Genomic DNA, 13730 nt, shown 5'->3' with positions numbered 1-13730 from the left:
TGCAATTCGATTATTTGGAGCAAACGGGTTGCAATGGGTGAAACCCGGGTTATATATTGATGAGCATGAAGACCACACACTCGACCTGTCAATTGAATGTTTCTACAGCTTTCGCCAAGGCGGCAGCTGCGGTCGCTGCTGTGTTTTTTTGGTGGTTTGGTTATGGCTTTTATTTTAGCCAGAGCCCGGGCCGCCCATAGATCTTCATCAACGAACAACACGAGGAAGGCAGCCCGGCAGACACCCAGGCTGCCACCGGACTCGAAAAAGCCCCGACTGGTAGCCCAGCCGGGGCTTTTTTGATTCTGACCTAGGGAAACGGAAACACTGACATGAACATGCCGCTGCACATCGACACCCTGGAATCCTCCGCCCAGCACCAGGCCGTGCCGACGACAGACTCCACCGACGACCAACGAGGATGCGCCATGATCCTGCCCACCCCCGCCCAGCTGCGCCATGACCTGCCGCTGCCGGCGGTGCTGGCCGAGCAGATCCACCAGCACCGTGAGGCAATCCGTCGGGTGCTGGCCGGTGACGATCCCCGCACCCTGGTGGTGATTGGGCCCTGCTCCATCCACGACGAAGTTGCCGCGCTGGAATACGGCGAGAAGCTGGCCGCTCTGGCCGACGATGTCAGTGACCGTTTCCTGATTGTGATGCGGGCCTACCTGGAGAAACCCCGTACCACCGTTGGCTGGAAAGGCCTGCTGTATGACCCCGAGCGCACCGGTGACGGCGACCTGCACCAGGGCCTGATCCGTTCCCGTCGACTGCTGCTGAACCTGGCCCAGCTGGGGCTGCCGGTGGCCACCGAGGCGCTGAGCCCGCTGGCGATGGATTACCTGGCGGACCTGGTGAGCTGGACTGCCATCGGCGCCCGCACCACCGAGTCACAGATTCACCGGGAAATGGTCAGTGGCCTGCCCATGCCAGTGGGCTTCAAGAACGGCACTGACGGTGGCATGGCGGTGGCGATCAATGCGATGAAGTCCGCCGCCCACAGTCACCACCGGCTCGGCATGACCGGTGAGGGTGTGCCGGCGATGATCACCACCGACGGCAACCCCGATACCCATCTGGTGCTGCGGGGTGGACGCGGCATCACCAATTACGATGCGGACAGCATTGCCGAGGCGGTTGATGCCCTGACCGCTGCCGGACTGTCACCGGCGGTGATGGTCGATTGCAGTCACGACAACGCCCGCAAGCAGGCGGAGCGCCAGCTGGACATTGCCCGTGAAGTGATGGCCCAGAAAGCCGCGGGTAACGGCTTTATTCGCGGGTTGATGCTGGAGAGCTTCCTCGAACCGGGGCGCCAGAACGACGGTGATGAGCTGATCTACGGGTGTTCGCTGACCGACCCCTGCCTGGGCTGGGCGCAGACCGAAGCCCTGCTGCGTTCGCTCTGACGTCTGCGCCGGCGTTCGCTTTGCAGGACTGGTCACGCTGGCCGGGCCCGCAAAGCGAACGGGCCGGTAGTCCTTTAATCAGCGGTCTTTTAATCCTAGGCCCTTTAATCCGAGGCCCTCTAATCATCGTCCCTTAACTCGCTACTTCCCCGCCGCCGGTGCTTCGCTGGCACCCGCCACGGTCGAGAACAGCAGTTGCCCTGCCAGCAGGAGCAGAATGCCTCCCATCATCCGGTCCAGCCAGATGCCGAAGCGGTTGAAGCCCCGGCGCACCCGCGGCAGAGTGAAGAAGGTTGCCACCAGGGTGAACCAGATGCCGGTGGCCATGGCGATGTAAACGCCGTAGGCGGCCTGAATGGTGGTGGGGGTTTCCGGGCTGATCAGTACCGAAAACAGCGAGACGAAGAACAGCGTTGCCTTGGGGTTAAGTGCGTTGGTCAGAAAGCCGAGGCGGAACGCCGCCGGGCCGCTCTGGCTCTGGGCGTTGCTGGTATCGACATGGACGCCACCGCCCTTGGAGCGCAGGCACTGGATGGCGATCCAGGTCAGGTAAAGGGCCCCGACGACCTTGAGAACGCTGAACAGGATCAGCGACTGCTGGATCAGCAGGCCAATGCCCAGCAATGAATAGGTGACATGAACCAGAATGCCGGCGCCAATACCGACCGCGGTCAGCAGGGCGTTGCGGCGGCTCTGGCACAGCGCCTGGCGTACCATGATGGCAAAGTCCGGCCCCGGACTGGCCACCGCCAGCAGATGAACTATGGCGACGGTGAGAAATTCGGCCCAGTAACTTTCCATGATTTGTGGTGTCTCTTGATGCAATGACTTTGGGGGATCTCGGCTGCCGCGGGGCAGAACGCCAAGGATAGTCCTGTGGGGTAAAAATGTCCCGTGTCAGCGCCAAGGTCTCCTGCGATTGGTAACGGACTGATTAAGGAGGTGGCTTCGTGGAAACGCGTCGAGTGGATGTGGCGATTATTGGTACCGGAACCGCGGGTATGGGGGCCTACCGGCGTGCGCGTCGGCACACGGACAGCCTGGCCCTGATCGAAGGGGAGGCCTACGGCACGACCTGCGCACGGGTTGGCTGCATGCCCAGCAAGCTGTTGATTGCTGCCGCGGATGCCGCCCACAGCGTGCGCCAGGCTTCGGTGTTTGGTGTGGTCGGCGGTGAGCCGGTGATCGATGGCGCTGCGGTGATGGCGCGGGTGCGGGAAGAGCGCGACCGTTTTGTTGGCTTCGTGGAAGAGGCGGTGGCGGGCTTTGATCCGCACCATCGTATCTGGGGGCGAGCCCGGTTTCTGGATAGCCATCGCCTGCAGATTGATGACTGCCTGGTGCTTGAGGCGGAGCGTATCGTGATTGCCACCGGTTCTCGTCCCAATGTGCCCGGGTTTCTCAAGGCTGCCGGTGACCGCCTGCTGGTCAACGACGATCTGTTTGAGTTGACACACTTGCCGGCTTCGGTAGCGGTGTTCGGTCCCGGCGTTATCGGTCTGGAGCTGGGGCAGGCGCTCAGCCGGCTGGGTGTGCGGGTACGGATGTTCGGTGTCGGGGGCGGCGTTGGCCCCATTCGCGATCCGCAGATCCGCGACTACGCGCTGAAGACGTTCAACCAGGCTTTTCCTCTGGACCCGGATGCGGATGTCCAGACCATCGCCCGTACCGACGAGGGCGTGGCGATTACCTTCGAGGACGCCGAGAGTGGTGAGGTCACCGAGACCTTTGACTATCTGCTGGCGGCTACCGGGCGTCGTGCCAATGTCGACAATCTTGCGATCGAGAACGCCGGTATTGACCTGGATGAGCGGGGAACACCCCGGTTTGATCGCTTCACCCTGCGCTGTGGCGACAGTCACATATTCATCGCCGGCGATGCCAATAACGACTTGCCGCTGCTGCATGAGGCCGCCGATGAGGGCCGCATTGCCGGCGACAACGCCGGCCGGTATCCTGACGTCCGCGCCGGTTTGCGGCGACTGCCACTGGCGGTGGTGTTCACCGATCCCCAGATCGCCACCGTGGGGCTGACCATTGACCAGGTGGCGGCGCAGTGTCGGTCGTGTTACGCCGTTGGCGAAGCGTCCTTTGAAGACCAGGGCCGCAGCCGGGTGATGGGGCGTAATCGTGGCCTGTTGCGGGTATACGGCGAGCAGGGTTCGGGGCTGTTTCTGGGCGCCGAGATGTTCGGGCCGGCGGCGGAACACCTGGGGCACCTGCTGGCCTGGGCGGCGCAGCAGCGGATGACGGTGAGCGAGATGCTGGCGATGCCGTTCTACCACCCGGTGATCGAGGAAGGCGTCCGCACCGCGTTACGGGACCTCAACCACAAACTGCACATCGGGCCGGAGATGGTCGAGCGCTGCCTGGATTGCGGGCCCGGCGCCTGAGGTATTCGGCCCACAGACGGAATTCGGCAGTGAAGCGATTCGAGCAACTGGCCCACGATCTGGCTGAACTGATCCGCGATGGCACCCTCCAGCCTGGTCAGCGCATCCCCTCGGTGCGCCTGGCCAGCCGCACTTACAAGGTCAGTCCGTCGACGGTGTTCCGGGCCTACTACCTGCTGGAAAACATGGGGCTGATCTATGCCCGTCCCAAATCCGGCTATTTTGTCACCAGCCTGACCTCCCACTCGCTGCCCGAACCGGCGGCGGGCTACGACGAAACCCAGCGCACCAGCGTCGATGTCAGCGAACTGGTGTTCTCGGTGCTGCGCTCCATGCGGGAGGCGTCCCAGGTACCGTTTGGCTCGGCCTTTCCCTGTCCCACGCTGTTTCCGATGCAGCGGCTGGCCCGCTCCATGGCCAAGGCCACTCGGCTGATGGATCTGCGCTCGGTGGTGGCCGACCTGCCGCCTGGCAACCACAGCCTGCGCCGCCAGATCGCGGTGCGCTATGCCATTTCCGGGGTGTCGGTGCCGGTGGAGGAAGTGCTGGTGACCGACGGCGCGCTGGAAGCTCTCAACCTGTGCCTGCAGGCGGTCACCAAACCCGGTGACCTGGTTGCCATCGAGGCGCCGGCCTTCTACGCCTGCCTGCAGGTCCTGGAACGGTTACAGCTGCAGGCGGTGGAGATTCCGGTGCGTGCCGCTACCGGCGTTGACCTGGGTGTACTGGAGCAGGCGCTGGATCAGCACGACATCAAGGCCTGCTGGTTCATGACTAACTTCCAGAACCCAACCGGCGCGTCGATGCCGGCGGATCACAAGCGCCAGTTGGTGGAGCTGTTACACCGCCACCAGATTCCACTGATTGAGGACGATGTCTACGGCGAGCTCTACTTCAGCCGGGAAGCGCCGGTGCCGGCCAAGGCATTTGATCGCGACGGCCTGGTGATGCACTGCAGCTCGTTCTCCAAGTGTCTGGCGCCGGGCTATCGGGTGGGGTGGGTGTCTGCCGGCTGCTACCTGGAGACGGTTCAGCGGCTGAAGCTGATGACCACCCTGTCGGCGTCGGTGCCGGCCCAGGCGGCCCTGGCCGACTACCTGGAACATGGTGGTTTTGACCGCCACTTGCGGGGGCTTCGCAGCAGCCTGGAAACCCAGAAGAACCGGATGCTGGCGGCCATTGACCGTTACTTTCCCCCGCAGGTGCGGGTCAGCCGACCCACCGGCGGTTATTTCCTGTGGCTGGAACTGCCACCGGGCAACGATGTGCTGGCGCTGTTCCGGGCGGCCTCCGAGCGGGGGATCGGGCTGGCACCGGGGCCGATGTTTTCCGCCACCCGGGGGTTTGGCCATTGTGTCCGGCTGAACTTTGGTCACCCCTGGAACGACAGCCAGGAGGCGGCGATCGCCACGCTGGCGGATCTGGTGCAATGCCGCTGAGCTGCATCTGATACGCTTTTTTTTAAAAGATCTGGATCTGTTTCCTGGTGTCGCCAAAGAGGACACTGGTAGGTGTGATCATGCACCAACCAAGAGTGTCTTCTGATGAGCGAGCGTATTCCCGCAACCAACATTCCCGTCAAAGACCGTGGGTCCGACGCGGCCCCCAGCGGGATCTTTCCCCGCAGCTTCAAGGGCTTCTACCGGAACCTGCGGATAGCCGGCGGCACCCTGCTGTTTGGCCTCTACTTCGCCACCGTCTGGCTGACCTGGGAAGGTCGCCAGGCGGTGCTGTGGGACATCAGCAACCGCCAGTTCCATATCTTCGGCGCCACCTTCTGGCCCCAGGACCTGACGTTGCTCACTGCCGGACTGGTGATCTGCGCCTTTGGCCTGTTCTTTATCACCGTGCTCGCCGGGCGTATCTGGTGTGGCTATAGCTGCCCGCAAAGCATGTGGACCTGGCTGTTCCTGTGGGTGGAGCGGGTGACCGAAGGGGACCGCAACCAGCGTATGCGTCTGGCCCAGGCCCCCTGGAGCCTGAACAAGGTGTTGAAGCGGTCCCAGAAGCACACCCTGTGGCTGCTGATCAGTCTGCTTACCGGGCTGACCTTTGTCGGTTACTTCACCCCGATCCGGCCCCTGGTAGCGGATCTGCTGACCTTCTCCTCCGGCGCCTCGGCGGCGTTCTGGGTGTTCTTCTTCACCGCCGCAACCTACATCAACGCCGGCTGGCTGCGGGAGAAAGTGTGCCTGCACATGTGCCCGTACGGCCGCTTCCAGTCGGTGATGATTGATGACGATTCGCTGGTGATCAGCTACGACGCCAACCGGGGCGACCCCCGCGGCCACCGCAAGCGCACCGTCAGCCCGGCAAGCCAGGGCCTGGGTGACTGCATTGACTGTTACCAGTGCGTGCAGGTGTGTCCCACCGGTATTGATATCCGCGACGGCCTGCAGATCGATTGCATCGGCTGTGCCGCCTGTATCGATGCCTGCGATTCCATTATGGACCGGATAGGATACGACCGTGGCCTGATTCGCTACGCCAGCCAGCGGCAACTGTCCGGCGGTCCGATGCGGCTGTTCCGTCCACGCATGGTGGGGTATGCCGCGGTGCTGGTCACCATGATCGGTGCGCTGGTGTGGGGTGTGGCCAACCGGCCGATGGTGGCGCTGGAAGTGGCCAAAGACCGCTCGTTGTTCCGTTACAACGACGTTGGCCAGATTGAGAACAGTTACCGTCTCAAGCTGCTCAACAAGGCGCCGGAAGCCCGCCAGTTCGAACTCTCCGCCATCGGGCTGGATGGCCTGACCCTGGAAGCGCCCGAGACGCTGACCCTCGATGGTGGTGAGACCCGGGAGCTGGCGGTGGTGGTATCGGCACCGCCGGAATCCCTGGACGATGTCAGCAGCGACGTTCACTTTGTGGTGGCGGATCTGGACAACCCCGATCATCGCGACGAGCGCCGCAGCGCCTTTACCGGGCCGGCCTTCTAGCCACCGGTCACCAGAGCCCCGCACGATTCCCGTCACTTCGTCGAGGGATCGTGTGGGGCGGTTTGTCCTCCCGATTTTCCCCGCCAGCGTCCTTCGGCCTCAGGCTAGGGTCCCGCCGGCCGAGCTGGTGTGGTGACCCGCGTCGTCGGGCGCGGCGCCCAGTCTCAGCCACAGCTTCTCATGGAAGAAATAGGCCACGGTGTTGATGGCCGGTTCAACCATCGCAATCAGGCTACCGATCAGGATGTCCCCCGTCAGCACGTAGGCCACAGTGAACGCCACCGTGAAGTGGGTGATGGCAAAGGTGATGGTTTTAAGCAGTGAATGATCGCTGTGACTGTGGTTATGAAGCAGATGTTTCAGGGCGCTCATGGTCGTCTCCGCAGGTTCTGGGCCGGCGACGGCCGGCGATTGCTGTCAGTAAACAGGAATCATTCCTTTTCGTTAATTCGATTGTTCCTAGGGATTTGATAGTCCTGCTCAATCGACAGCCGCCGCGTTTGACTCGGTGATTGACCGTCGCCGCCACAGTTGCCAATTCACCAGTGACAGGCACTGGCGTTGGAAGGTAATGGTGAAAAGTTAAAATGTATTAATGGTTGCAATGCAATTGCCTTTCTCTATTGGTGGCATTGGTGAACTCAACTTCCCCACAGCCAGGGCAGTGGCTATAGTAGTCGTGCAGTCGGGAAACAGCCCATTGCTGATTCTGATCGTTGCTGACGGTTACCCACTCACATCGCCTGAGTGATACGTGGAATCGCCAATGGCCTGGTTCACGGCCAGCGTTACGATCTTACTGACATCCATTGGTCAAGGAGACACCCCATGAGTACCAACATCATTGGTTTGGATACCGCGAAAACGCAAAAACTGGCGGAGGCACTGAACGAGTTGCTCTCCAACTACCAGATTTTCTACATGAACGTCCGTGGCTATCACTGGAACATCAAGGGGGAGAACTTCTTCGAACTGCACGCCAAGTTCGAGGAACTCTACGATGACCTGCTGCTGAAGATCGATGAGATCGCCGAGCGGGTGCTGACTCTGGGCCACCGTCCGGCTCATGCCTACAGCACCTACATCGAGCACTCCGAGGTGGCGGAGAGCAAGGACGTGTCCGACGGCAAGACCGCAGTTGGCCAGATTGTCGAGAGCTTCGCCAAGCTGATCGGTAAGCAGCGTGATCTGCTGGCGCTGGCCGGCGATGCCGATGACGAAGGCACCGTGGCGCTGATGAGTGACTACATCTCCCAGCAGGAGAAGACCGTCTGGATGTATCGCAGCTACCTGGGTCAGTAAATCTGCCAGTAGGTCTGCCAAATGTTGCCATCGGGCCCGCAATCGCGGGCCCGATTTGTTTCTGTCACCTGCCAGTCACACTCTTGCCTTCCTTCCGTCACGCCATCGTCATATCAGTGACACGGAACGGTCATTGTTCGTCGCCACCCTTGGCTACGCCAAACGTTCACTATAACGAAAGAGGCGTACCATGCACTTACGTAAAACTCTGCTCAGCGCTGCCATTGTGACCTCCCTGTTCGGGTTGGCGGCCTGCAGTAACGATGACGACAAGGACACCTCCCCGAGCACCCGGGCCACCATTGAACTGAGTGTTCTGGGTAGCTACCGGACCAACTTGTTCGATGAAGGCGCTGCCGAGATTGTGGCTCACGACCCGGTTCACCAGCGTCTGTTCGTGATCAACGCCGCCGCATCCACAGTGGATGTGCTGGACATTCAGGACCCCGCCATGCCCAGTAAGCTGGCAACCATTGACGCCAGTGCCGAAGGCGCCAGCGCCAACAGTGTTGCGGTCCATGGTGATCTGGTGGCGGTGGCGATTGAGGCTGAAGACAAGCAGGCCGCCGGCCAGGTGGTGTTCTACAACGCCACCGACCTCAATAAGGTGGGCGCGGTGACCGTGGGCGCATTGCCGGACATGGTGACCTTTACGCCCGATGGCCAGCGGGTGCTGGTGGCTAACGAGGGCGAGCCCAGCGACGACTACAGCAACGATCCCCGGGGCTCGGTCAGCATTATCGATCTGACCAACGGCGTGGCCGCCGCCGCTGTGACCACCGCCGGATTCGAGGCCTTCGACGGCCAGGAAGCGGAGCTCCGGGCCCAGGGGATTCGCATCTTCGGTCCCGGTGCGTCAGCATCCCAGGATTTTGAGCCGGAATACATTGCCGTGGCACCGGATGGCGACAGCGGCTGGGTGACCCTGCAGGAAAACAACGCGGTGGCCGAGATTGATCTGATCGAGAACCGCATCAGCCGGGTACTGCCGCTGGGCTACAAGGATCACAGCGTGGCCGGCAACGAGCTCGACCCCAGCAACCGCGACCTTAATGCCGATCCGTCGAACGAGGACGGCGCGGTTCGCCTGGCCAACTGGCCGGTCCTGGGGATGTATCAGCCGGACGCCATCGCTGCCTACGCGGTGGCGGGGCAAACCTACTACGTTACTGCCAACGAAGGCGATGCCCGGGATTACGACGGCTTCAGTGAAGAGTTGCGTATCAAGGATCTGACCCTGGCCGACGGGGCGTTTGCCGACCTTGCCGGGCTGCAGGAAGATCACCAGTTGGGCCGCCTCAAAACCACCTGGACCCAGGGCATCAGCAACGATTGTGATCCCTATGGCGCTGGAGCCGGCAACTATAAAGACGCTGCCGAAGCCGACTGTGAGTTCGATACCCTGTACGCCTACGGCGCCCGCTCGTTCTCGATCTGGTCCGCCAGCGGCGAACTGGTGTTCGACAGCGGCAGTGCCTTTGAAACCATCACCGCCGAGCAGTTGCCGGCGTTCTTCAATGCCACCAACGATGACAACAACTTCGACAACCGCTCCGACGACAAGGGGCCGGAGCCTGAAGGGGTGACCGTTGGCCAGATCAATGGCCAGACCTTCGCTTTCATCGGTCTGGAGCGGGTTGGTGGCATTATGGTGTATGACATCAGCACGCCCCAGGCGCCAACCTTTGTTCAGTACCTCAACAACCGTGACTTCAGCGTGTCCGAGGCTGACCTGCAGGTCGGCATGGCGGGTGACCTGGGCCCAGAAGGGCTGGCGTTTATCAGCGCGGCTGACAGCCCCACCGGGGCACCGCTGCTGGCAGTGGGCAACGAGGTGAGTGGCAGCACCACCCTGTACGCCATCGCCGTCAGCGAGGTGGCGGACGAGTAAAGCCCTGCTGACCTGGCCGGATGTTCCGGCCCTGTCTGAGTATCACGGCCATCGTCTCGCGGCGATGGCCGTTTCTTATTCCAGTAACCGTCTAAGCCATGGCTCCCCAGATCGGTAAAGATGACTTTGAACCGATTAGCATTTATATCGGTTAGTTTTGATTTGGTTAATTAATATTCCTGAAAGGAATTCTTCACCGCTCAGTCATCTGGCCGCTCCATATTGGGCTCACTCGTATACATGAGCCCAACATTGGAGACAGATTGATGAAAAAGCAGTTGCTCGCCCTGGCCATCGGTTCCCTGGTTGCGTTGCCTTCCGTTGCCCTGGCTGACAAGGGACCTACCGTCTACGGCAAGGTCAACGTGTCCTACGAAAACGCCGACAATGGCACCGATGATGCCTGGGAGCTGAACAGCAACGCCTCCCGCCTCGGTGTCAAAGGCGCGCTGGATCTGGACGTCAACAACCTGGAGGCAATCTACAAGGCCGAGTTTGAGATCTCCGTGGACGACGGCGACAAGAAGGGCCAGACCTTCGCCCAGCGCAACATCTACGGCGGTTTCGCCCACGCCAGCGCCGGTACCCTGATTGCCGGTAAGTTCGATACGCCACTGAAAGCCTCCCAGGGCAAGATTGACCAGTTCGGCGACCTCGGCGGCGATCTCAAGCATGTGATGGGTGGCGATGAGCGGGTCAGCGATATTGTCCAGTACTCCACCCCCACCTTTGCCGATGCCCTGCAACTGAACTTTGCGTTTGTTCCGGGTGAAGACGCCGGCGGTGAAGACGACGGCCCGGCGGATGCCTTCTCCGGTTCCCTGGTCTATGAGACCGATATGATCTACGCCGCCATCGCCTACGATTCAGAAATGGAAACCGAGATCTTCGACCTCGGCGACGATGCCAAGGCCGATACCCTGCGCCTGGGCGCCAAGGCCAAGCTGGACATCTTCGAGATTGGTGCGATGTACCAGATGTCCGAAACTTCCGATGAGGTTGAGGGCGTCAGTTACGAAGACAATGCCTTCCTGCTGAGTGCTGCCGTGAAGCTGGATCGCTGGAAGCTGAAGGCCCAGTACGGCCTCAATGACCTCGACCAGAGCGACGACGAAGTTACTCTGATGGCGGTGGGCGCAGACTACAAACTGGCGAAGAACAGCAAGGTGTTTGGCTACTTCTCCCAAGTTGAGGAAGACAAGGGCGACCTGGAAGATTCCACCTTCGGAATTGGTTTCGAGCACAAATTCTCAATGTAACTCCAGGCTGTTGAGTTAACTCGTTCGCCGGGCTCCAGTCAGGAGGCCCGGCTTTTTGCATTTGCACTGGCAGCGGCTGTTACCGGCCCTGGCTCGCCAGGGCCAGCGGCGGGACCTGCTGGTGGAGGAACCATTTCTCGGTCACCACCTTGCGGGTGAACCAGTGCGAGCGCATCAACCTGCCAGCGAGGGAGGTGCGAACCCAGTCGGGCAGCTGCCAGCCGTCGTGCCGTTGCAGGGAGCGGGTGCCGAAGCGTTCAGCAATGGCCTCGCCGTAGGGTTGCAGGGAGCGGGCGGAGGCGTCCGGTGCCAGTCGCAGCACCTCGGCGGCCAGCAGTGACGATTCCACCGCCGGGCGGATGCCCTCGCCACTCTGGGTGTAGGCCAGGCCGGCAGCGTCGCCCACCAGCAGCACGCCGTCGTCCAGCAGCGGCCGTTCGGCGTGGTCGTAGAGCAGGTAGGCGTGGCCCTTGAAGCGGCCGGGCAGGTCGGCGGGAATGCGTCCATCGGCCTGCATGTCGGCGACAAACCGGGCCAGATGTTCGCTGAGTTTGTGGTTGTCCTCCCGGCCCAGGCCGATGTTGAGATAACGACCTTTGCGGAAGATCCAGGCATAGCCTTTGAGGTCACGACAGAACCACAGTTCCGGGGTGTCGCCCCGGGCCGCGCAGTCTTCGGCCTGTTGCGGGCTGAGCTGAAACTCCACTTCCTTCGCTGCCACCACCGTTTCATGACGTCCCGGGCCATCCCCCAGCAACCGCGCCACCGGGCAGAAGTGGCCGCCGGCACCCACCAGCAACGGGGTGCGCCAGCGCTCGTTGACCAGCCAGTGGCGGTCGTCCCGTTGCAGGCTGGTGACGGCAGTATCCAGCTTGCAGTCGGCGTCCACCCGGGACAGCAGGTAGTGATCGAACTCGCAGCGACGGATGCCATAACTCACCACGTCACCGTGATCGTTCTCCACGGCGGGCTGCCCCATCATGCCGATGCGGAAGCGACGGATGGGCTGCAGGGTGTGCTGCGCACGATAGTCCTCCGGGTCAATCTCCAGGCTGTCGAGGACCACTGGGGTGACCCAGCCGGCGCAGGTTTTGTCCCGGGGGAAGGGCTGTTTGTCCAGCACCAGCACCCGTTTTCCGCTGTTCTTCAGTGCCCAGGCCAGGGTGGAACCGGCGGGACCGGCACCGACGATGATCAGGTCGTAGTAGTCCATGCTCCGGCCTCCGGCGCTGCTGATCGCTGGTACAGGTCTGCCCGGCTATGCGGCAGTTGGTTGTTGTCGCCGTGGCTGAACACCACCTGAAACAGTTGCAGTGACCCAACCTCAAAGGCAGCGATGGACCCGGCGAGGTAGAGCCGCCAGGCGCGGCTGAAGTGATCGTCGTACAGCTCACGGATGGTGTCCTGGTGGGCCTCGAAGCGTTGCAGCCAGTGACGCAGGGTCTGGGCGTAATGCAGCCTCAGGTTTTCCACATCGAGCACCGAGAAGTGACCGTCTTCGCAGATCGAAACCAGCTCGCCGATACTGGGGGGGTAGGCCCCCGGGAAGATGCGTTTCTCGATCCAGGAATTCATCAGCATGGGCCGGTTGCGGCCGATGCTGTGCAGCAGCGCCAGCCCATCGGGTTTGAGTGTCCGTCGAATCAGCGCTGCCAGGGTGGGGTAATGGTCTTTACCAACGTGCTCCAGCATGCCCACGGAAACGAAGGCGTCGTATTGGCCGTGGATGGTGCGGTAGTCGTCCTCAATGTACTGGATGCGGTCACTGAGGCCCTGACGTTCCGCCTCGGCGCGGGCAAAGGCCACCTGCTCCCGGGAGATGTTGTAGGCGTGCACGGTGACGCCGTGGTGGCGGGCCATGTAGCGGGCCAGTCCACCCCAGCCACAGCCGGCCTCAACCACCGTCTGGCCCGGGCGCAGCCGCAGTTTGCGGCAGACATGTTCCAGCTTGGCCAGTTGCGCCTGCTCCAGGGTGAGATCGGGGCGTTCGTAGTAGGCGCAGGTGTACTGCATCTCCGCCTGATCCAGCCACAACCGGTAGAACTCGTTGCCCAGATCGTAGTGATGGTGGATGTTGTCACGGGCTTCGTCCACGCCGGTGGCACGGGGGCTGTGATTGCGCCACAACGCTTCCAGCCAGCGCGGCCAGCGCTCGCTGGCCTGGTGGATGGCGCGGTAAAGGGTCGCCATCAGGCCGGGCAGATCCTGGTCCACCTCCAGGCGTCCGGCGCTGTAGAGGTCGCCGAACGCCAGGTTGGGATTGGAGACCAGCTGCATCAGCGCCCGCGGGTCCGCTACGGTTAGGGTGTAGCGGGCTTCTCCCTGCTCCGGTTCCACCACCTCGCCATTCCAGAGTTGGAAGCGGATCGGCGGTGAGCCGGCCATGCGCAACAGTTTGGCAATCAGCCAGCGTTCGTAGCTGTGGGGTTCCCGCTCAACAGCGTGGTCTTCCAGCGGCAGGGTCAGCGGGTGGCTGGATGAAGTCGCTGGCTTGTCGGATCGGTCGGTTTTCTTGGCGGTGCTCGGTGTCATGG

Annotated in this window: 11 protein-coding genes; 7 read left to right on the top strand and 4 right to left on the bottom strand. The window is 62.0% G+C overall.

Annotated elements, in window-relative coordinates; genetic code table 11:
* Nucleotides 1–332: 332 nt before the first annotated feature.
* Complete coding sequence (locus tag MLD24_RS08545; protein WP_248166163.1) at nt 333–1412, top strand: 3-deoxy-7-phosphoheptulonate synthase; 1080 nt, start codon at nt 333–335, stop codon at nt 1410–1412.
* Nucleotides 1413–1553: 141 nt separating this feature from the next.
* On the opposite strand, the gene MLD24_RS08540 is transcribed toward MLD24_RS08545, so the two are convergent.
* Nucleotides 1554–2213 (bottom strand): LysE family transporter, encoded by a 660-nt coding sequence (locus MLD24_RS08540; protein ID WP_248166161.1) that lies wholly within the window; start codon nt 2211–2213, stop codon nt 1554–1556.
* Nucleotides 2214–2362: 149 nt separating this feature from the next.
* Between MLD24_RS08540 and MLD24_RS08535 the strand changes: the two genes are divergently transcribed.
* The 3 genes from MLD24_RS08535 to ccoG all read left to right on the top strand — a co-directional run bounded on the left by MLD24_RS08535 (nt 2363) and on the right by ccoG (nt 6744).
* Nucleotides 2363–3805 carry a dihydrolipoyl dehydrogenase gene (locus tag MLD24_RS08535; RefSeq protein WP_248166159.1) on the top strand — a complete coding sequence of 481 codons (1443 nt, stop codon included), beginning with the start codon at nt 2363–2365 and terminating at the stop codon, nt 3803–3805.
* A gap of 29 nt (nt 3806–3834) precedes the next feature.
* Nucleotides 3835–5244, top strand: a complete 1410-nt coding sequence (locus MLD24_RS08530; protein ID WP_248166157.1) for an aminotransferase-like domain-containing protein — start codon at nt 3835–3837, stop codon at nt 5242–5244.
* Nucleotides 5245–5349: 105 nt separating this feature from the next.
* On the top strand, nt 5350–6744 hold the full coding sequence (gene ccoG, locus MLD24_RS08525; RefSeq protein ID WP_248166155.1) for a cytochrome c oxidase accessory protein CcoG: 1395 nt from the start codon (nt 5350–5352) through the stop codon (nt 6742–6744).
* A 99-nt stretch (nt 6745–6843) separates the two neighbouring features.
* On the opposite strand, the gene MLD24_RS08520 is transcribed toward ccoG, so the two are convergent.
* The gene (locus MLD24_RS08520) at nt 6844–7116 is read right to left on the bottom strand and encodes a DUF2061 domain-containing protein (RefSeq protein ID WP_227173885.1); all 273 of its coding nucleotides are present in this window, start codon (nt 7114–7116) and stop codon (nt 6844–6846) included.
* Between the two features lie 456 nt (nt 7117–7572).
* On the opposite strand from MLD24_RS08520, the gene MLD24_RS08515 reads away from it, so the two are divergent.
* The 3 genes from MLD24_RS08515 to MLD24_RS08505 all read left to right on the top strand — a co-directional run bounded on the left by MLD24_RS08515 (nt 7573) and on the right by MLD24_RS08505 (nt 11196).
* Nucleotides 7573–8046, top strand: coding sequence for a Dps family protein (locus MLD24_RS08515; RefSeq protein WP_227173886.1), 474 nt, complete (start codon nt 7573–7575; stop codon nt 8044–8046).
* Between the two features lie 190 nt (nt 8047–8236).
* A complete protein-coding gene (locus tag MLD24_RS08510) occupies nt 8237–9937 on the top strand; it encodes a choice-of-anchor I family protein (RefSeq protein WP_248166153.1) in 1701 nt (566 codons plus the stop codon).
* A gap of 266 nt (nt 9938–10203) precedes the next feature.
* A complete protein-coding gene (locus MLD24_RS08505; RefSeq protein ID WP_227173888.1) occupies nt 10204–11196 on the top strand; it encodes a porin in 993 nt (330 codons plus the stop codon).
* A gap of 79 nt (nt 11197–11275) precedes the next feature.
* Here the strand turns inward: MLD24_RS08505 and MLD24_RS08500 are convergent, their stop codons facing one another.
* On the bottom strand, nt 11276–12409 hold the full coding sequence (locus MLD24_RS08500; protein WP_248166151.1) for an NAD(P)/FAD-dependent oxidoreductase: 1134 nt from the start codon (nt 12407–12409) through the stop codon (nt 11276–11278).
* On the bottom strand, nt 12391–13728 hold the full coding sequence (locus tag MLD24_RS08495; RefSeq protein WP_248166149.1) for an SAM-dependent methyltransferase: 1338 nt from the start codon (nt 13726–13728) through the stop codon (nt 12391–12393). The genes MLD24_RS08500 and MLD24_RS08495 overlap by 19 nt, the downstream gene beginning before the upstream one ends.
* Between the last annotated feature and the right edge of the window lie 2 nt (nt 13729–13730).

The organism is Marinobacter xestospongiae, assembly GCF_023156385.1.
Lineage (GTDB): Bacteria > Pseudomonadota > Gammaproteobacteria > Pseudomonadales > Oleiphilaceae > Marinobacter > Marinobacter xestospongiae.
This window is presented reverse-complemented; position numbering and strand designations above follow the sequence as displayed.

Excerpts from the sequence above, each read along its gene's own strand:
- MLD24_RS08520 (WP_227173885.1), bottom strand. The coding sequence starts at position 7,116 with ATGAGCGCCCTGAAACATCTGCTTCATAACCACAGTCACAGCGATCAT.
- MLD24_RS08505 (WP_227173888.1), top strand. The coding sequence starts at position 10,204 with ATGAAAAAGCAGTTGCTCGCCCTGGCCATCGGTTCCCTGGTTGCGTTG.
- MLD24_RS08540 (WP_248166161.1), bottom strand. The coding sequence starts at position 2,213 with ATGGAAAGTTACTGGGCCGAATTTCTCACCGTCGCCATAGTTCATCTG.
- MLD24_RS08495 (WP_248166149.1), bottom strand. The coding sequence starts at position 13,728 with ATGACACCGAGCACCGCCAAGAAAACCGACCGATCCGACAAGCCAGCG.
- MLD24_RS08515 (WP_227173886.1), top strand. The coding sequence starts at position 7,573 with ATGAGTACCAACATCATTGGTTTGGATACCGCGAAAACGCAAAAACTG.
- MLD24_RS08500 (WP_248166151.1), bottom strand. The coding sequence starts at position 12,409 with ATGGACTACTACGACCTGATCATCGTCGGTGCCGGTCCCGCCGGTTCC.
- ccoG (WP_248166155.1), top strand. The coding sequence starts at position 5,350 with ATGAGCGAGCGTATTCCCGCAACCAACATTCCCGTCAAAGACCGTGGG.
- MLD24_RS08545 (WP_248166163.1), top strand. The coding sequence starts at position 333 with ATGAACATGCCGCTGCACATCGACACCCTGGAATCCTCCGCCCAGCAC.
- MLD24_RS08510 (WP_248166153.1), top strand. The coding sequence starts at position 8,237 with ATGCACTTACGTAAAACTCTGCTCAGCGCTGCCATTGTGACCTCCCTG.